The sequence below is a fragment of the Martelella sp. AD-3 genome (assembly GCF_001578105.1).
In the GTDB taxonomy this organism is placed as follows: Bacteria; Pseudomonadota; Alphaproteobacteria; order Rhizobiales; family Rhizobiaceae; genus Martelella.
In genome coordinates this window covers 215,750-233,229 of sequence record NZ_CP014275.1, presented here as the reverse complement: position 1 = coordinate 233,229, position 17,480 = coordinate 215,750, and the positions used below count along the sequence as shown (strand labels likewise).

Sequence of the window (17,480 nt, the reverse complement as noted above, 5' to 3'; positions counted from 1 at the left end):
AGGCAAGCGCAATGGCGCCGGATGCGGAAAAAGTGCTCATCTATGCACGACGGGACTGCAGGGTACTCGTCTTCGATGAGCCGGACTTCCCGGAGGTTCCGCTTCAGGTGCCCGGCGGAACGCTTGAACATGGGGAAGTCCCGCTTGAGGCAGCAAAACGGGAATTTCACGAGGAGACCGGACTGTTCCCGCACGAAGGCTGGTCAGGGCTTGGCAGTATCGACTATCACTTCAGAAAAAACGGCGCACGGCTATGTCACCGGCGCCACATATTCACCGTTCCCACGCCGGAGGGCGTTCCCGAAAACTGGCTTCACACAGAGAAACACTCTTCCGACGGCGGCGGACCGGTCCGCTTTCGACTGTTTTTCCTTGATTGGAAAGAAACCGCTGCAAGCATTGGACTTGGCATGGAGTTGCCGCTTTCGTGGCCGACGTTAAGAATATTTTTCGCCTGAAGCCGCGGTTCGGCGGTACGTTGCCTTTCGCGCCGAGATTGACGTCCGGCAATTGCGGCGTTATCTAGCTTCTCCTCGTGGTGATTTGGCCGGCCGGCTTGCAGCCACGTAAAACAACTCGCTAAAGGGCCGAAGCGAGCGGAAAATTCCTGCCCATTCGGACCGGCTGCGTGTTGACGTCGGCCGGTTTCTGTTCGGGATTGGAATGAGACATGCCTATCAAGATTCCTGATACGCTGCCCGCCTATGAGACGCTTCTTGCAGAGGGCGTGCGGGTCAAGACGGAAACGGTTGCCGAGCGGCAGGATATCCGCCCGCTCCATTTCGGTCTGCTCAACCTCATGCCGAACAAGATCAAGACCGAGCTGCAATTCGCACGGCTTCTGGGCGCTTCGCCGCTGCAGATCGAGCTTTCGCTGGTGCGCGTCGGCGGGCACAAGGCGAAGAATACGCCGATCGACCATCTCCTCTCTTTCTACCAGACCTGGGACGAGGTGGCGGAGCGCAAGTTCGACGGCTTCATCATCACCGGCGCGCCGGTGGAAACGCTTGATTTCGAGGAAGTCACCTATTGGGATGAGTTGAAGGAGATCCTCGACTGGACCACGACCCATTGCCACTCGACGATGAATATCTGCTGGGGCGCAATGGCGGCGGCCTATCATTTCCACGGCGTGGAGAAGCATCTTCTGAACAAGAAGGCATTCGGGGTCTATCGCCACCGCAACCTGAAGCCCGCTTCCATCTATCTGAACGGCTTTTCCGACGATTTCCAGATTCCGGTGTCGCGCTGGACGGAGGTGCGCCGGGAAGATCTCGAGCGCGCGCCGGGCATGGAACTCTTGATGGATTCCGACGAGGTGGGTCCCTGCCTGGCGCAGGAGAGCTTCGCCAACCGGCTCTACATGTTCAACCATATCGAATATGATTCCGGTTCGCTCGGCGACGAATACCGGCGCGATGTCGACGCCAATGTGCCGGTCGACCTGCCGTTCAACTATTTCCCCGCCGATGACCCGGAACGCACGCCGCTCAACCGCTGGCGCTCCCATGCCCATCTTCTCTTCGGCAACTGGATCAACGAGGTCTACCAGACGACGCCCTATCACCTGGAAGAAATCGGCGACGGACGGTCGGGCGCTTGAAGCGCCCGCCATTCCGGCGCAATATCCGCCCCGCAATGCAACATTCCAGATGCGGAGGATAAAAACAATGGGTGCGCCACAACCGGAAGCCTTCGGCCAGACAAAGGACGGCAAGACCGTCAGCCGGGTCACGATCACAGGCGGCGGACTGACCGCAAAGATCATCAACTGGGGCGCGGTCGTGCAGGATCTGCGCCTTGAGGGCCACGACCATGCGCTGGTCCTCGGCTTCGACAGTTTCGAACCCTATCCGGACCACTCCCCCTATTTCGGCGCCACGCCGGGACGCTCCTCCAACCGGATCGCCAATGGCCGCTTCACGATCGATGGCACGGAATACCAGGTCGACTGCAACGAAAACGGCATCACCAATCTTCACGGCGGCCGCGACGGCATCGGCGTCAGCCTGTGGGAATTCGAGGAGATTGCCGAAGACCGGGTGACGCTGAAGATCCTCGACAGGGACGGGCGCGGCGGCTTTCCGGGAAATTGCGAAATCCGCGCACATTTCCGGCTGAAGCCGCGCGGCGTGTTCTCGGTCGTCTACGAGGCGACGACAGACAAGCCGACGGTCGCCAATATGTGCAACCACTCCTACTTCAATCTCGGCAACGGCACGGATACGCTGGAACACACGCTGATGATCGCCGCCGACCATTACCTGCCAACGGATGAACGTCAGATCCCGACCGGCGAGATCAGGCCGGTTGCCGGCACGCCCTTCGACTTCCGCAAGCCGCATCCCTTGAAGCGCGAGGACGAGAACGGCCGGCAGGTTCTGTTCGACCACAATTTCTGCCTCTCGCCCGGCCGAACCGAAAAGCGGCCCGTGATCAGCGTCTATGCCCCTTCCTCGAAGGTGACCATGGATGTGCTGACGACCGAGCCCGGTGTTCAGCTCTACACCGCCTTCAAGCTCGACGAGACGCCGGTGGGCCTCAACGGCTTTCCCTACGGGCCGTTCGCCGGCTTCTGCCTGGAAACGCAAGTCTGGCCGGACGCCATCAACCAGGACGGTTTCCCCAATGCCATCCTCCGCCCCGGCGAAACGCTGCGCCAGGAGACCGAATACGTCTTTCGCAAGGGCTGAGATCCGCCGGCACCGAAGGAAGGCTTGATGTTCGTTCTCTCAAAGCTATTCTGGCTCATCGTCCAGCCGCTGGCTTTCGCCTTCCTCGTCATGCTTGCCGCGCTGGTGTGTCTCGCTCTTTCGAAAACCGGCGCGGCGGCGTTTTTCGCCGCGCTCGCCGCGCTGATGCTCGGGGTGACGGGCTTCACCAATCTCGGCGCCGTGCTTCTGGCCGATCTCGAGACCCGCTTTCGGCGTCCGGTTCTTGCCGGGCCGCCGGCCTGCGCCATCGTGCTCGGCGGCGGCATCAACACCGGCGCCTCGGCGCGGCGCGGCGCCTATGTCTTCACCCGGGCGGCGGACCGCTACATCGAGGCGCTGAGGCTGGCCCGGCTCTACCCGGACATGACCATCCTGGTGACCGGCGGCGACAATGCCCTGACGGGCGCCAAAAACGGCGAGGCCGAGCCGGCCGCCCGCTTCTTCGCCGATCACGGCATTTCACCCGAGCGTCTGCTCTATGAACCGGATGCCCGCAACACGGCGGAGAATGCCGCCCATACGTCCGCGCTGTTGAAGGATCACGCCATGGACGGCCCGTGCCTGCTGGTGACATCGGCCTATCACATGCCGCGCGCCTTTGCGCTATTTGAGGCGGCAAGCGTCGAGGTCCAGCCCTGGCCGGCGGACTATCGCACCGATGGTCGGCCGCGTCTTTCCGCAAGCCTCGACCGGCCGATGACCAATGCCGCAATGCTCACCACCGCATTGCGCGAATGGGCCGGACTTGCGGCGGCGCGCCTGCGCGGCCACACGGCAAGGCTCTCGCCCCGACAGGAGGACTGAAGATCAGGATTTCTTCGGGCGAAGGCGAACGACCACGTCGATATGGGAAATTTCCATGCCCTCGGGCGGCGTCGGCAGGCCGTTCAATGCAATGCCGTCGGCGGGCATGTCGATCACCTCGTTCTCGCCTTCGACGAAGAAATGGTGATGGTCCGAGGTATTGGTGTCGAAATAGGTTTTCGCGCCCTCGACGGCGAGAACGCGGATCATGCCGGCATTGGTGAACTGGTGCAGCGTGTTGTAGACGGTTGCCAGAGACACCGGCACGCCGGCATCCTGTGCCTCGCCGTGCAGTTCCTCGACGGTCACGTGGCGGTCACCCTTGGCAAACAGCAGGTCGGCCAGCGCAACGCGCTGGCGCGTCGGCCTCAGGCCGCTTGCGCGAAGCTTTTCCTCCGAAATGCGATGTCCCGCTGTCATATCCACTTTCAGGGCGTCATCTAACAAAATGCAAATATAGCACCGTATAACGACATTGAGAATCGCTTTCAATAGGACGAGGGCTTGCGAGGATTGAAATTAAACTGCAAATAGCCCTCACCAATGCGTTTCGCTCTGGCCGCGGAAGTCGGCTTCCTGTATGGCCTCGGTGAACGGAATGACAGTTGATTTTCGGGTTTTCCGGCCCAACTGGCACAAGGGCGCATTGCTGAGAGCGACATACGCCCTTATCTTGGGCCGGATACCGGAAACCCCTCGCTGAACGAAGGGAAGCAGAGTTTTAATGAGCACAAGACAATCGCATTTCGATTACGAGGACATCATCAAGTGCGCCGAGGGCGAGCTTTTCGGCCCCGGCAATGCGCAGCTTCCGATGCCCCCCATGCTGATGTTCAACCGCATCACCGAGATCTCGGAGGATGGCGGCGCCAATGGCAAGGGTCATGCCCGCGCGGAATTTGACATCACGCCCGACCTCTGGTTTTTCGATTGCCACTTCAAGGGCGACCCCGTCATGCCGGGCTGCCTGGGCCTTGATGCGCTCTGGCAGCTCACCGGATTTTATCTCGGCTGGCTCGGTGAACCCGGAAAGGGCCGCGCCATCTCCACCGGCGAGGTGAAGTTTTCCGGCATGGTCACGCCGAAGAACAAGCTGGTGGAATACGGCGTCGACTTCAAGCGCGTCATGCGCGGACGTCTGGTTCTCGGCATCGCCGATGGCTGGGTGAAGGCCGATGGCGAGGAAATCTACAAGGCCTCCGATCTGAGGGTCGGCCTGTTCAAGGAACAGTAGGGCGCGGCCCGCGCCGCCAGGACCGCCGGGCCCGGAGGAGAAAGAGAAGGATCGAACATGAGACGTGTTGTCGTTACGGGATTGGGAATCGTGTCCTCGATCGGGAACGATGCCGCCGAAGTCACCGCTTCGCTGCGCGAGGCAAAATCAGGCATCTCTTTCTCGCCGGATTTCGCCGAGCACGGCTTCAGATGCCAGGTCTGGGGACGGCCGACGCTCGACCCCACGGACCAGGTCGACCGTCGCGCCATGCGCTTTCTGTCCCAGGGCGGTGCCTGGAACCATGTTGCCATGAAGCAGGCCATTGCCGATTCCGGGCTCGAAGAGGGCGACATCACCAATGAGCGCACCGGCATCGTCATGGGTTCCGGCGGCCCGTCGACCCGCACGATCGTCGAAGCCGCGCTGACGACAGAGAAGAACGGCTCCCCCAAGCGGATCGGCCCGTTCGCCGTGCCGAAGGCCATGTCCTCGACAGCCTCCGCCACGCTCGCCACCTGGTTCAAGATCCATGGCGTCAACTATTCGATCTCGTCTGCCTGCTCGACCTCGGCGCACTGCATCGGCAATGCGGCGGAGCTTATCCAGTGGGGCAAGCAGGACGTGATGTTCGCCGGCGGCCACGAGGACCTCGACTGGACCATGTCCAACCTTTTCGACGCCATGGGCGCGATGACCAGCGACTTCAACGAGGATGCCCCGCGCGCCTCGCGCGCCTATGACGCCGCCCGCGACGGCTTCGTGATTGCCGGCGGCGCGGGCGTCGTCATCCTGGAAGAGCTCGAACACGCCAAGGCCCGCGGCGCCAAGATCTACGGCGAGATCATCGGCTATGGCGCCACCTCCGACGGCTACGATATGGTCGCGCCTTCCGGCGAAGGGGCCGTGCGCTGCATGCGCCAGGCGCTTGCCGATATCGACGGAGAGATCGACTACATCAACACCCACGGAACCTCGACGCCGGTTGGCGACAGCCGCGAGATCGGCGCGATCAAGGACGTCTTCGGCGACAAGATTCCGCACATCCAGTCGACCAAGTCGCTCACCGGCCATTCGCTGGGCGCGGCCGGCGTTCAGGAATCGATCTATTCGCTGCTCATGATGCAGGAGGGCTTTATCGGCGAGAGCGCCCATATCGACCTCCTCGATCCCGAATTCGAGGGCGTGCCGATCGTGCGCGAGCGCATCGACAACGCCAAGATCGACACCGTTCTTTCAAACTCGTTCGGCTTCGGCGGCACGAACGCCACGCTGGTCTTCCGGCGTTACAATGGATAATGTGCAGATGACCGGACTTATGCAGGGCAAACGCGGCCTGATCATGGGCGTTGCCAACAACCACTCGATTGCCTGGGGCATCGCCAAGGCGGTTCACGCCGAAGGCGCCGAGCTCGCATTCACCTATCAGGGCGAGGCGCTCGGGCGACGGGTTCATCCCCTGGCGGCCGAAGTCGACTCGGATTTCGTCGTTCCCTGCGATGTCGAGGATATCGAGAGCGTCGACGCTGTTTTCGATGCGATCAGGCAGCGCTGGGGCAAGCTCGACTTCGTCGTCCACGCCGTCGGCTTTTCCGACAAGAGCGAGTTGAAGGGACTTTACGCCAACACCACGCGGGAGAATTTCGTCCGCACCATGGTGATCTCCTGCTTCTCCTTCACCGAGATCGCCAAGCGCGCGGCAGAACTGATGCCGGACGGCGGCTCGATGCTGACGCTGACCTATGGCGGCTCCACGGCGGTGGTCCCGAACTACAACGTCATGGGCGTGGCCAAGGCCGGGCTCGAGGCCTCGATGCGTTACCTGGCAGGCGACTACGGCCCGCGCGGCATTCGCGTCAACGCCATTTCGGCCGGGCCCGTGCGCACGCTCGCGGGCTCCGGCGTCGGCGATGCCCGACTCGTCTATGCCTGGCAGCAGCGCAATGCGCCGCTCCGGCGCTCGACCACGATCGAAGATGTCGGCGGCTCGGCGCTCTACCTGCTGTCCGACCTTGCCTCCGGCGTCACAGGCGAGATCCATTTCGTCGACAACGGCTACAACATTCTCTCCATGCCGATCCCGGAAATGATGCGCAGGGGCGACCCGGAAACCTGACGGTTTTCTCTCCGCTCGCGAATATGCAACCTAAAATAGATAAAGGCGTAGCCGGATTTTCGGCCGCGCCTTTGTTTTTTGATGCCGGCAACCGACCTCCGGGATAAACCGAAGCGACCGACCCGGAAAATTCCGCACGCCGTTTTTCCAGCTGCGAAGCCTGGCATCCTGCCTTCCATTGTATTAATCAAACGATTGATTTTATTATGATATGCGCCCTGCAGTCTGACGAAAAAGACGGCGAAACGCAGCGAAGACAACCAACGGAAGGCCGATTTTCTCTTTATTTCTCATGGGATTATCGTTGCAGAACGGCAACAGAGGCTTCTTAATCATTCGATTGATTTAGCATTCCACCGAAGGTTTATTGTTCCTGACGGCCTCTGCGGGTTTGATGCGGATGGATGCAACGCAACGAACTGCTTCCAGCCCAGGGCACTGCCCCGTTCAATTCAACGAGGAGTTATCTTCATGAACCTCAAAAGCCTCTTTCTTGGCTCCGCTGCTGCGCTTGCAGCCACAACCGGCGCGCAAGCCGCCGATCCGGTCGTCGTCATCGAACCGGTCCAGAACAACTATGTCGAAGTTTGTGACGCTTTCGGGGCCGGCTACTTCTACATTCCCGGCACCGAGACCTGCCTGAATGTCGGCGGTTACATCCGCTTCCAGGTTGACGCCTCCAACGGCGGCAATGTTCCGGATGCCTGGAACGTCTTCACGCGCGGCCAGCTTGAGATCTCGTCCAAGACCGATTCCGAACTCGGCACGGTCAACGGCATGATCGCGCTCCGCAGCGAAGCCTATTCCAACGACGGGTCGACCAAGACCTACATCGACGAAGCCTATCTCGGCCTCGGCGGCTTCCAGGCCGGTCGTTTCCTGAGCTATTGGGATGAAGGCCTCATCGGCGAAATCGATGACCTCGCCGGCAACACCCGCTTCAACTCGATGCGTTACGTCTTCGCCGGCGAAGGCTTCGTGGCAGGCCTCTCGCTCGACGCGCTCGAAGCCGACATGGTTGGCCTTTCCAATGACGACATGCCGAAGCTCGGCGTTTCCGGTCGCATCGGCTTCCAGGCCGGCGGCGTCGGCGCCAAGTTTGATGTCGGCTACGACACGTACAACGAAGAGGCTTCGCTGCGTCTGATGACGTCGTTCGCAATCGGCCCGGGCCAGCTGGACCTCGGCGCGAACTACTCCAGCGGCTGGAACGCCTACGCCAACACCTTCGACAATGAGTTCTACGACTACTCGCTGGCAACCCCGTCGGCTCTGCCGGGCGTCTATGCCGAATGGGCACTGGCCGCCGGTTACCAGCTCGACGTCACCAACAAGTTCTCGATCACGCCGGCCTACCAGTGGACCTCCGCAAAGGTTCCGGGCGCCGACAACGAAGACTTCTGGTCCGCAGGCGTCCTGTTCGACTACACCATCGTTGACGGCCTGAGCGCCAAGCTCAATGTCGGCTACACCGACCTGCCCGATACCTACTCGAACGACGACTACTGGGCCGGCTGGTTCCGCCTGCAGCGCGACTTCTAATCCAAGTTGCCCGAGAAGAGGCCCCGACGGGCCTCTTTTTCTTCGCCCGGAATGCGGCTTATCGCCGGATCCCGGGCATTTTTTTGTGCCCGATGACTTCAGTCGGCGCGAAACTCGACCAGATGGGGTCCACCGCGGGAAGCTGCCTCCGCGACCGCCGCGACGAGCGCATCCTCGTCCGCGGTCGTTGAAAAGCCGAGCCCATAGGCAGCGGCGATCTTTTCCATGTCAGGCGGCGACGGCTTCACGCCCTCCAGCGCGATGCCGGCCTCTTCCATATAGGTCTCGATCTCGCGATAACCGTGATTGTTCCAGACGAGGAAGACGATATTGGCGTTTTCATCTCTCGCCGTGCCCAGCTCCGCCAGCGAAAACTGCAAGCCTCCATCGCCGACAATCGCGACGACCGGACGCGACGGCTCGCCGATTGCCGCGCCGATGGCGCCCGGCGGCACATAGCCGAGCGCGCCGTATCCGGTCGCGGAGTTGAACCAGCTTTGCGGCGCGGAGGCGTCAAAATAGAGATTTCCCGCGTAGACGAGTTGGGTGGAATCGCCGATGAAGCGCGCGCCGGGAACGGCGTCGCGCAGGCGATGCAGAAGGGTCACTTCGCCCCTGATCTTGTCCGAGAGCGCGTTCCATGCTGCTTTCCGCGTCTCAGCGGCACGCTCTGCGCCCCTCCCCCGTCGCGCATCGACGCGCATCAGAAGCGTCTCGAGCATTGCAGCGCTGTCACCGACGATTGCCCCGGCGGTTTGCGGACCTGCCGTGACCCGCTCGTGATCAACGTCGATGCGGATGAGTTTCTTCAGAGCCGGGAAACCGCCGTCGACATAGACGTCGTAGTCGGTCTGGCCGATTTCCGTTCCCACCGCGATCACGAGATCGCTTGCGGCAATCAGTGCGCGCACCGGTTCAAGGCTTGCGCTGGCCGGAACCTGCAGCGCGTGTCCCGCCATCAGCCCGCGCGCATTGGCCGTCAGCACGACGGGCGCATCGATGCGTGCGGCAAAGGCCGTCAGCGCCTCATCCGCCCGGCATGCGCCGCCGCCGGCCAGAATGACGGGAGCCTTCGCGCCATTGATCAGGGCCGCAGCATCTTCCAGCGCCGCCGCGTCGGCAACCGCGACCGCATGATCCAAGGCCGCCGGCTCCGGCGGCGCAATCGTCTCGACCATCACGTCGGTCGGGATTTCCAGATGCACCGGGCCGGGCCGGCCGGACATTGTCAGGGCCAGGCAGCGGGCGAGCTCACAGGCAAGGTCCGCGCCGTTCATCAGCGTGACGGAGGCCTTGGCGAAGCTCTTCATCAGCGCGTGCTGGTCCGGCAGTTCGTGCAGGCATCCCTCCCCCTTGCCGAGCGTCCTGCGGGCGTTGACGCCGGAAATCACCAGCATCGGCACGCTGTCGGCCCGCGCCTGCGCCATGGCCGTGATCGTATTGGTGAGGCCCGGACCGGTAATCACGAAGGCCACCCCCGGCCGGCCGGTGACGCGGGCATAGCCATCGGCCATGAAACCGGCGCCCTGTTCATGGCGCGGCGTGACGTGACGGATCTTCGAGGCGGCAAGCCCGCGATAGAGTTCGGCCGTATGCACGCCGGGAATGCCGAAGACGACCTCGACGCCATGCGCTTCCAGGAGGCGCACAAGCGCCTCGCCGACCGTGATGGTCGCGCTCATGCCTGCGCCGCCTTCTTCCCGGCCGTAAGGTTGGCGGCAAAACGGCTGATGCGATGCGCCGCCTCGACGATATCCTCATCCGGCACCGTCAGGCTGATGCGGATAAAACCGTCCGCCTCGACCCCGAAAGACGAGCCGGGCATGACCGCCAGATGCTCGGACTCCAGCAGGCCGAGCGCAAAGGCCTCGCCCGAAAGCCCGGTGGCCGAGACATCGACGAAGGCGAACATGCCTGCCTCGGGCATGGCGCAGAGAATGCCCGGCGCGGCCAAAAGCGCGTCCACCAGAAGGGCAGCCCGCCTTCTCAGCGAGGCGCGCAAGGCGGCGGAAACGCCGCTCGGCCTTTCGATGGCTGCCGCCGTCGCGTCGGCGATAAAGGGCTGGTTGCCGAACAGCATGGTTTCGGCCACCGGCAGCAGCCGCGCGCAGAATGCCGCCGGACCGATCGCCCAGCCGCTGCGGAAGCCCGGCGCCGCATGGGACTTGGAGATCGAGGAGACAGCGATGGTGCGCCCGGCCAGGTCGGCATTATCCAGCGGCGAGGCAAAATCGCCCCCGAAGATCAGTTCCTCGTAGACTTCGTCGGCAATGATCCAGAGGTCGTGCCGGCGGCAGACGTCGCCGATTTCGGCGAGCTCTTCGGCCGTCAGCACCGCGCCGGTCGGATTGTGGGGCGTATTGAGCAGGAGAACGCGGGAATTATCCGTGATCGCCTGTTCCAGAATATCGGCGCGCATGTGGAACCCGTCTTCGGGTTTGAGCGGCACCGGCGCCATCTCGGCGCCCGTGGAGCGGATCACGCCCTCATAGGTGGCATAGAGCGGGTCACCGACCAGCACGGCATCGCCGTCTTCGACAAGCGTCAGCATCACCGCGAAAAGCGCGGTCTGCGTGCCGGGAAAGCAGACGACATTTTCCGGTCCGATGGCACGGCCCGTGCGGGCGGTGTAGCGTGCGGACAGCGCTTTGAGCAGTTCCGGTTCGCCGCGCCCGTTGGAATAGCCGATCCGGCCTTGTTCAAGGGCCGATGCCACAACCTCCGCCAGTACGGGATCGGGCGCGACATCGGGTTCGCCGATCGTCAGTTCCAGGATGGGGGTTCCGGCCGCCTGCATGGCGCGCGCTTTCAGATGGACCGCCCACTTGTCGGAACCGAGGCCGCCGAGACGGTTGGATATCCTTGCATAGTGCATTGTCTTTCATCCTTCAAAATCTTCAAGCCGAAGGCCGGTGATCGCACCCACCGAATGAAGTCCCGCCCGCAACAACTCCCGATCCTCGAAAATGTCTCCGGCAAGCGAACCCTCGAGCCAGAGCCCGTCGAGGACGGCGTTGATCTCGATCGCCAGCCGGCGGATATCAGCTGCGGCAACGTCGCGCCCGGCCTCGCGAAAGGCGCCGGCCAGAAGACGCTCGATCAGCGCCCGGTATTCCAGATAGCTTTCCCGGTGGATCGCGCCCATGGCGGGATCGATCCGCGCCATGGCGATGAAGGCCGCCCAGAGCGAAAGCCGCCTTGCATCAATCATCGGCGGCATCAGACAGGCGGCGACAAAACCGGCCAGCTTCTCTCGCGCGCTCTTGTCGTCCGCCATGCCCGCCGCGGCGGATATCTCGGTCATCGCCGCCATGGTCTGGCGGTAGGCGGCGTGGAGGAGGTGTTCCTTGGTCGCGAAATAATGCCGGATCAGTCCGCCGGAGACGCCCGCCCGCTCCGCCACTTCCCTGACGGTCGCGTTCTGGATGCCGCCCTCGGCGATGCAGTCCAGCATCGCCTCGATCAGGTCGGCACGCCGTTCGGCGTCAGAGGCGCGGCGGAAGGGCTTTCGGCTCATCTCAGCCTCGAAGGATCGGCCGGGTCAGGCAGGTCGGCCCGCCCTCGCAGGCAATGCAGAGCGCATCGGCCTCGAATGTGCTGACGGCGCAGCCGGCCTTCTCCATCGCGGCCTTCGTCTTGTCGAAACCCGCAACAGCGATCACGTCGAGCTGTTTTGTCGGCAGGACGTTGAGGTTGAGGCCGTTGGACGCCATGAACTCGTCTTCCGGCGCCTCCACCAGCGTGTAACCCTTTTCCTTGAGCAACTGATAGAACGGCGCGGGCAGAAGCGGCGCATAGACCAGCGCCAGCTTGTCGGCAAGCGGCGAGATCACGCTCATCAGATGCAGGCAGGCCTCTTCCCCCTGCCAGAGCGGCAGGTCGAAGCTCAGGACAGAAATGCCATGCGGCGCCAGCAGCCTGCGAACCTGGTCGATCCCTTCGGCATTGGATCGCACGCCGCGACCGATGCAGAGCGTGCGTTCGTCAACCCAGACGCAATCGCCGCCCTCCACTGTGCCCGAACCGGAAAGCCGCCCGAGAACCGGAATGCCGGCTGCGCGATAGATCGCCTCATGACCGTCGACCTCGCCCTTGCGCAGGGGCTTGCCCATGTTGAGCAGGATCGCGCCGCTATCGGCAACCAGCGAGGGATCGTGGGTGAACATGGCATCGGCAAGCCCATCGCCCTTGTCCTCGTACCAGAGGATTTCGGCGCCCGAGGCCGCGACCAGATCGGCAAATGCCGCATATTGGCCGATCGCGCGCTCGGCGTTGAAGGTCTTGCCGTAATGCCAGACGGCGGGATCCGCCCGCAAAAGGCTTTCACCGGGCCGGCGCATGATCACCCGCCTGATGGGTTGCGCCATGGTTTGCGCTCCGAAACTCATTCCATTCTTCTCCACGCTTCTGCGAAATCTCCGCTAGTTATACACTTGCATAATAAGCTCGCAAGTGTAGTAATAAAGCCAAGGAACGATTTTTGATCGCCGGCACGATTGCACCGCAAGAAGCGCCTGACCGTCGGCATACCGATAACGGCAAAGCGTTTTAATGAAGGCTGAAAACAAACCGCAGGATGGCGACCCCGCAGAAGCGGTCACCGTCGACGATCTCCATAAATCCTTCGGGGATTTCGAAGTGCTCAAAGGCGTGTCGCTCAAGGCCCGTCAGGGCGAGGTCATCGCCATTATCGGCGGTTCCGGATCGGGAAAATCCACCCTGTTGCGCTGCATCAATATGCTGGAATGGCCGACGCGCGGCCGCATCTGCGTGCATGGCGAGGAAATCGCCATGAAACCCGACGGCCATGGCGGGCTGATGCCGGCCAACCGCAAACAGATCCAGCGCATCCGCACGCGTCTCGCCATGGTGTTCCAGAGCTTCAATCTCTGGCAGCACATGACGCTGATACAGAATGTCATCGAAGTGCCGGTGCATGTGCTCGGCGTCAAGCGGGACGCGGCGGTCGCCGAGGCCGAAACGCTTCTGCGCCGCGTCGGGCTCTATGAAAAACGCGACGCCTATCCGGCCTTCCTGTCCGGCGGCCAGCAGCAGCGGGCGGCGATTGCCCGCGCGCTTGCCATCCAGCCGGAGGCCATGCTGTTCGACGAGCCGACCTCCGCGCTCGACCCGGAACTGGTCGGCGAGGTGCTGACGGTCATCCGCGATCTTGCCGAGGAAGGCCGCACCATGCTGCTGGTCACCCACGAGATGGGCTTTGCCCGCGAGGTCGCCAGCGAAATCGTCTTCCTGCATGACGGCCGGGTGGAAGAACAGGGCGCGCCCCAAACCGTCTTCGACAATCCGGAATCCGAACGACTGAGGAAATTCATCAGCTCCGTGCAATAGCCGTTCGCAGGACGATTACCCGATACGTTCCGGCAATGGCCCAACCTAAAACAGAGGGAACCGAAACCATGAAGAAACTGACTTCCGCACTTCTCGGCGCCGCAGCCTGCCTTGCGCTTTCTGCCGGCGCCGCTTCCGCCGAGACCGTCAAGGTCGGCGTTGCCGCCGAGCCCTATCCGCCCTTCACCGTGCCGGACGCCGCCGGCAACTGGACCGGCTGGGAAATCGACCTGATGGATGCCCTCTGCAAGGAAGCCGCGCTTGACTGCGTCATCACGCCGATCGCCTGGGACGGCATCATTCCGGCGCTGACCGCCGGCAAGATCGACGCCATCATGGCCTCGATGTCGATCACGCCCGAGCGCGAGGAGCAGATCGCCTTCTCCGACAAGTATTACAGCACCCCCGGCGCCATCGTCGCCGAGGCCGGCTCCGGCATCGAGCCGACCAATGAAAGCCTGTCGGGCAAGGTGCTCGGCGTGCAGGTCTCGACCACGAACCAGGATTATGCCGAAAAGCATTTCCCCGATGCCGAGATCAAGACCTACCAGACCCAGGACGAGGTCAACCAGGATCTTTATGCCGGCCGCATCGACGCCGAGATCGCAGACCTCGTAACGCTTCAGCCCTTCCTCGAAAGCGACAACGGCAAGGCGTGCTGCGAAATGATGGGCACCGTCGCGCAGGATGTTGAAATCTACGGCCCCGGAATCGGCGTCGGCCTGCGCAAAGACGACACCGAACTGCGCGAAAAGTTCAACGCCGCAATCGCCGCCGTCCGCGCCGACGGCACCTATGAAGAGATTACGAAGAAGTATTTCGACTTCGACATCTACGGCGATTGATCAAGGCATGAAAGGACGCCGCGACAGGCGTCGGCGTTCCTTTGATGTTTGAGCCCTCTGCGCAAGTCCATCTCTCCCCTTGAGGGAGAGATGTCGCGAGAGCGACAGAGAGGGGTGCCCCTCGCAACGGACTGAAAGCTTCGGGCTGATACTTCACCCCCTCTGCCCGGCCGGGCGTCTCCCCTTCAAGGGGGGAGATTGACCGCGAGGCTATGGCATTACCAAGCAGGATGGCGCATTGAACGGGCCAGACAGGGAAACAGAATGAACTGGGAATTGCTCGCCTTGTCACCGCCCGGATGGGGCGGCGCGCTTCTTCGCGGCCTCGTCACCTCGCTGCAGGTTGCCGCCGGTGGTTTCGCGCTCGGCCAGGTGATCGGCATTCTCGGCTCGGCCGGCAAGCTTTATGGCGGCCCGGTGATCAGGGATCTCATGGAGATCTACACCACGGTGGTGCGGGCCATCCCCGAACTTGTGCTGATCGTGCTGCTTTATTACGCGGGCACCGCGGCGCTCAACAATCTGATGGGCGCGATCGGTTTCTCCTCCGTCGACATTTCCGGCATGCTGGCGGGCATTCTCGTCATCGGTCTTGTCCAGGGCGCCTACTCCACCGAAGTGCTGCGCGGTGCGATCCTTGCCATTCCGCCGGGCCAGATCGAGGCGGCCCGCGCCTATGGCATGCCGCCGGCCATGGTGATGCGGCGGATCACGCTGCCGGCCATGCTGCCGCATGCCATTCCCGGCCTTGCCAATCTCTGGCTCGTCACCACCAAGGACACCGCCCTTCTCGCCGTCGTCGGCTTTACCGAGCTGACGCTTGCCACCCGCCAGGCCGCCGGCGTGACGCACGAATATTTCCTGTTCTTCTCGGCTGCCGGCGTGCTCTATCTGGCGGTCACTCTGGTCTCAAACGTCGCCCTGCAGTTTCTCGAGCGCCGCGCCAGCCGCGGCATCGCGAGGCAGCGGACATGACCGATCAGCAGATACCGGAGGACATCGAGACCCCGCCGCCGCTGCCGAAACTTTCCGCGCTGATGCGGCCGCACAGGCTCGCCATCATGGCCGTGGCGCTCGGCCTACTCATCCTGATGATCGTGAAGATGCAGTGGAACTGGCTACCCGACTATGCCGGCATGCTGATGGCCGGGCTCTGGATCACGATCGTGCTCCTGGTCTCCTCCACCATCCTCGGCTTCCTGCTCGCTGTCCCGCTCGGCCTCGTTCAGGTCACGGGACCAAAAATCCTTGCCTGGCCGGCGCGCATTTTCTGCACCATCATTCGCGGCACGCCGCTGCTGCTGCAGCTCTGGCTGCTTTATTACGGCCTCGGTTCGCTGTTTCCCGGCATTCCCGAAATCCGCCAATCCTTCCTGTGGCCTTACCTGCGCGAGGCCTGGCCCTATGGGCTGCTGGCGCTGACACTGTCTTATGCGGGTTATGAGGGCGAGGTGATGCGCGGCGCCTTTGCCGGCGTGCCGCATGGCGAACTGGAGGCCGCCCGCGCCTATGGCATGGGCCGCTGGAAGGTGCTGACCCGCATCTGGCTGCCGCGCGCCGTGCACCGGGCGCTGCCGACGCTCGCGGGCGAAACCGTGGTGCAGCTCAAATCGACGCCGCTGGTGGCAACGATCACGGTGATCGACCTTTACGCCGTGGTCGGCGACATTCGCCAGTCGACCTACCTCACCTATGAACCGCTTCTCTTCCTCGCCTTCCTCTATCTCTGCCTCACCGGCATTCTGGTGACGATCTTCCGCCACTTCGAAAAGAAGATCCCGACGCGGGGGATGTGAGCCGGGCCGCAAAAGGCGGCCCGACAGGGATCATAGCCCGGAAAAACGCGCAATGGCCTCAATGATCCGGGCATGAACCTCCGCCCGATCGGCGCCCTCGGGATCGTCGCAGACCGGATCGTCCTGTTCTTCGGCCAGCAGGGCCGCACCGTCTGGCGTGCATTCGGCCAGAAAGGTGAAGTGATGCGCGGGCGCGATGACGACCCGTTCGGCCTCAGGCAGGCGCGCGATAAGATTGCTGCCGGCTTCGGAAACATCCGCCGCCCGCATGAGGTTTTCCTCACCGAGATTGATCACCAGAACAGGCATATCGGTCGCTTCAATACTATCCTCGGTTGCCGCATAGGTAAAACCGGGATCAATGGCGATGGCCCGGCTAATCCGTTCATCGCGGGCATCTGCAGAAAACCCGCTCGGCATATGGTCAAGGTCAAGATTGCCCTTTGACATGAAGACGCAGTCAGCCTGCGCCGGTTGCGCCCTGCAATAGTCAGCAAACGCATCGCCGCTGAACCGCAGGCCGGCAAGATTGAGCGCGGTGCCGCCGCCCAGCGAAAACCCCACCGCCGTGATTGCCGATTGGTCGACATGCGACCCCAGGACCGGATCAGCCAGAAGCATATCGAGGGCGGCGGAAAGATCGCCGGCCCGTGTGTCCAGAAAGGCGGAGGCACGCGGAGACGAATCGCCCGTCGTACTGCCCGGATGATTGACCGCCAGCACCATGGCGCCGCGTTCGGCGAGCGCCGCCATCAGCCAGGCGCTGTTGTCCATATTGCCGCCTGAACCATGAGAAAACAGAAACAGCGGAAATTTGCCATCGGCAATGCGCGCGCCCATCAGGCCGGATGTGCCCTCGAAGACGGCGTTGCCGCCGACAATGCCGCGATAGCTCCTCGTCTTTGCAGGGTACCAGAGCGTTGCTGCCAGCAGAACGGGGCGCTCAGCGCTTTCAACGGCCATGCGCTCATAGCCCGGCAGCAGGGGCTCGGCAGCAAGCGCGGGAACAGCGAATGTCAGGACAGACAGAAAAGAGAGAAGAAGACGCTTCATCGGAGAAACCTTTCGATGTGTTTGAGACGGTTTCTTCTTTCGTTTTCC

Annotated in this window: 18 protein-coding genes and 1 riboswitch; of the genes, 12 read left to right on the top strand and 6 right to left on the bottom strand. The window is 62.7% G+C overall.

Going from position 1 to position 17,480, the window contains the following annotated elements:
* Window positions 1-11: 11 nt before the first annotated feature.
* The 4 genes from AZF01_RS01050 (at window position 12) to AZF01_RS01035 (ending at window position 3,518) form a co-directional block, all read left to right on the top strand.
* Window positions 12-458 carry an NUDIX domain-containing protein gene (locus AZF01_RS01050; protein WP_024708535.1) on the top strand — a complete coding sequence of 149 codons (447 nt, stop codon included), beginning with the start codon at window positions 12-14 and terminating at the stop codon, window positions 456-458.
* 67 nt (window positions 459-525) lie between these two features.
* Window positions 526-603, top strand: a riboswitch (SAM riboswitch).
* 67 nt (window positions 604-670) lie between these two features.
* Window positions 671-1,603, top strand: a complete 933-nt coding sequence (gene metA / locus AZF01_RS01045) for a homoserine O-succinyltransferase (RefSeq protein WP_024708534.1) — start codon at window positions 671-673, stop codon at window positions 1,601-1,603.
* A gap of 67 nt (window positions 1,604-1,670) precedes the next feature.
* A complete protein-coding gene (locus tag AZF01_RS01040; protein ID WP_024708533.1) occupies window positions 1,671-2,693 on the top strand; it encodes an aldose epimerase family protein in 1,023 nt (340 codons plus the stop codon).
* 27 nt (window positions 2,694-2,720) lie between these two features.
* Window positions 2,721-3,518, top strand: coding sequence for a YdcF family protein (locus AZF01_RS01035; protein ID WP_024708532.1), 798 nt, complete (start codon window positions 2,721-2,723; stop codon window positions 3,516-3,518).
* A gap of 3 nt (window positions 3,519-3,521) precedes the next feature.
* Here AZF01_RS01035 and irrA read toward each other — a convergent pair whose 3' ends face one another.
* Window positions 3,522-3,938 (bottom strand): iron response transcriptional regulator IrrA, encoded by a 417-nt coding sequence (irrA, locus tag AZF01_RS01030; RefSeq protein WP_024708531.1) that lies wholly within the window; start codon window positions 3,936-3,938, stop codon window positions 3,522-3,524.
* A gap of 304 nt (window positions 3,939-4,242) precedes the next feature.
* On the opposite strand from irrA, the gene fabA reads away from it, so the two are divergent.
* The 4 genes from fabA to AZF01_RS01010 all read left to right on the top strand — a co-directional run bounded on the left by fabA (window position 4,243) and on the right by AZF01_RS01010 (window position 8,389).
* Window positions 4,243-4,752 carry a 3-hydroxyacyl-[acyl-carrier-protein] dehydratase FabA gene (fabA, locus tag AZF01_RS01025; RefSeq protein WP_024708530.1) on the top strand — a complete coding sequence of 170 codons (510 nt, stop codon included), beginning with the start codon at window positions 4,243-4,245 and terminating at the stop codon, window positions 4,750-4,752.
* A 57-nt stretch (window positions 4,753-4,809) separates the two neighbouring features.
* On the top strand, window positions 4,810-6,030 hold the full coding sequence (fabB, locus tag AZF01_RS01020; RefSeq protein ID WP_024708529.1) for a beta-ketoacyl-ACP synthase I: 1,221 nt from the start codon (window positions 4,810-4,812) through the stop codon (window positions 6,028-6,030).
* Between the two features lie 7 nt (window positions 6,031-6,037).
* A complete protein-coding gene (gene fabI, locus AZF01_RS01015; RefSeq protein WP_024708528.1) occupies window positions 6,038-6,847 on the top strand; it encodes an enoyl-ACP reductase FabI in 810 nt (269 codons plus the stop codon).
* A gap of 471 nt (window positions 6,848-7,318) precedes the next feature.
* Window positions 7,319-8,389 carry a porin gene (locus AZF01_RS01010; RefSeq protein ID WP_024708527.1) on the top strand — a complete coding sequence of 357 codons (1,071 nt, stop codon included), beginning with the start codon at window positions 7,319-7,321 and terminating at the stop codon, window positions 8,387-8,389.
* 98 nt (window positions 8,390-8,487) lie between these two features.
* Here the strand turns inward: AZF01_RS01010 and AZF01_RS01005 are convergent, their stop codons facing one another.
* The 4 genes from AZF01_RS01005 to AZF01_RS00990 are packed head-to-tail and all read right to left on the bottom strand — an operon-like array spanning window position 8,488 to window position 12,756.
* Window positions 8,488-10,071 (bottom strand): 5-guanidino-2-oxopentanoate decarboxylase, encoded by a 1,584-nt coding sequence (locus AZF01_RS01005; RefSeq protein ID WP_024708526.1) that lies wholly within the window; start codon window positions 10,069-10,071, stop codon window positions 8,488-8,490.
* Window positions 10,068-11,264 carry a pyridoxal phosphate-dependent aminotransferase gene (locus AZF01_RS01000; RefSeq protein ID WP_024708525.1) on the bottom strand — a complete coding sequence of 399 codons (1,197 nt, stop codon included), beginning with the start codon at window positions 11,262-11,264 and terminating at the stop codon, window positions 10,068-10,070. The genes AZF01_RS01005 and AZF01_RS01000 overlap by 4 nt, the downstream gene beginning before the upstream one ends.
* Window positions 11,265-11,270: 6 nt before the next feature.
* Window positions 11,271-11,906 carry a TetR/AcrR family transcriptional regulator gene (locus AZF01_RS00995; RefSeq protein WP_024708524.1) on the bottom strand — a complete coding sequence of 212 codons (636 nt, stop codon included), beginning with the start codon at window positions 11,904-11,906 and terminating at the stop codon, window positions 11,271-11,273.
* Between the two features lies 1 nt (window position 11,907).
* A complete protein-coding gene (locus tag AZF01_RS00990; protein WP_244435566.1) occupies window positions 11,908-12,756 on the bottom strand; it encodes a dimethylarginine dimethylaminohydrolase family protein in 849 nt (282 codons plus the stop codon).
* 184 nt (window positions 12,757-12,940) lie between these two features.
* Here AZF01_RS00990 and AZF01_RS00985 point away from each other — a divergent pair, with 184 nt between their 5' ends.
* From AZF01_RS00985 to AZF01_RS00970, 4 genes are all read left to right on the top strand, one after another.
* The gene (locus AZF01_RS00985) at window positions 12,941-13,738 is read left to right on the top strand and encodes an ABC transporter ATP-binding protein (RefSeq protein WP_024708522.1); all 798 of its coding nucleotides are present in this window, start codon (window positions 12,941-12,943) and stop codon (window positions 13,736-13,738) included.
* Window positions 13,739-13,806: 68 nt separating this feature from the next.
* Window positions 13,807-14,583: a transporter substrate-binding domain-containing protein gene (locus AZF01_RS00980; RefSeq protein WP_024708521.1), complete on the top strand. Its 777-nt coding sequence runs from the start codon at window positions 13,807-13,809 to the stop codon at window positions 14,581-14,583.
* 264 nt (window positions 14,584-14,847) lie between these two features.
* Window positions 14,848-15,558 carry an ABC transporter permease gene (locus tag AZF01_RS00975; RefSeq protein ID WP_024708520.1) on the top strand — a complete coding sequence of 237 codons (711 nt, stop codon included), beginning with the start codon at window positions 14,848-14,850 and terminating at the stop codon, window positions 15,556-15,558.
* The gene (locus tag AZF01_RS00970) at window positions 15,555-16,379 is read left to right on the top strand and encodes an ABC transporter permease (RefSeq protein ID WP_024708519.1); all 825 of its coding nucleotides are present in this window, start codon (window positions 15,555-15,557) and stop codon (window positions 16,377-16,379) included. Before AZF01_RS00975 ends, AZF01_RS00970 begins: the two co-directional genes overlap by 4 nt.
* A 30-nt stretch (window positions 16,380-16,409) precedes the next feature.
* Here AZF01_RS00970 and AZF01_RS00965 read toward each other — a convergent pair whose 3' ends face one another.
* Window positions 16,410-17,432, bottom strand: coding sequence for an alpha/beta fold hydrolase (locus AZF01_RS00965; protein ID WP_024708518.1), 1,023 nt, complete (start codon window positions 17,430-17,432; stop codon window positions 16,410-16,412).
* Window positions 17,433-17,480 lie beyond the last annotated feature (48 nt).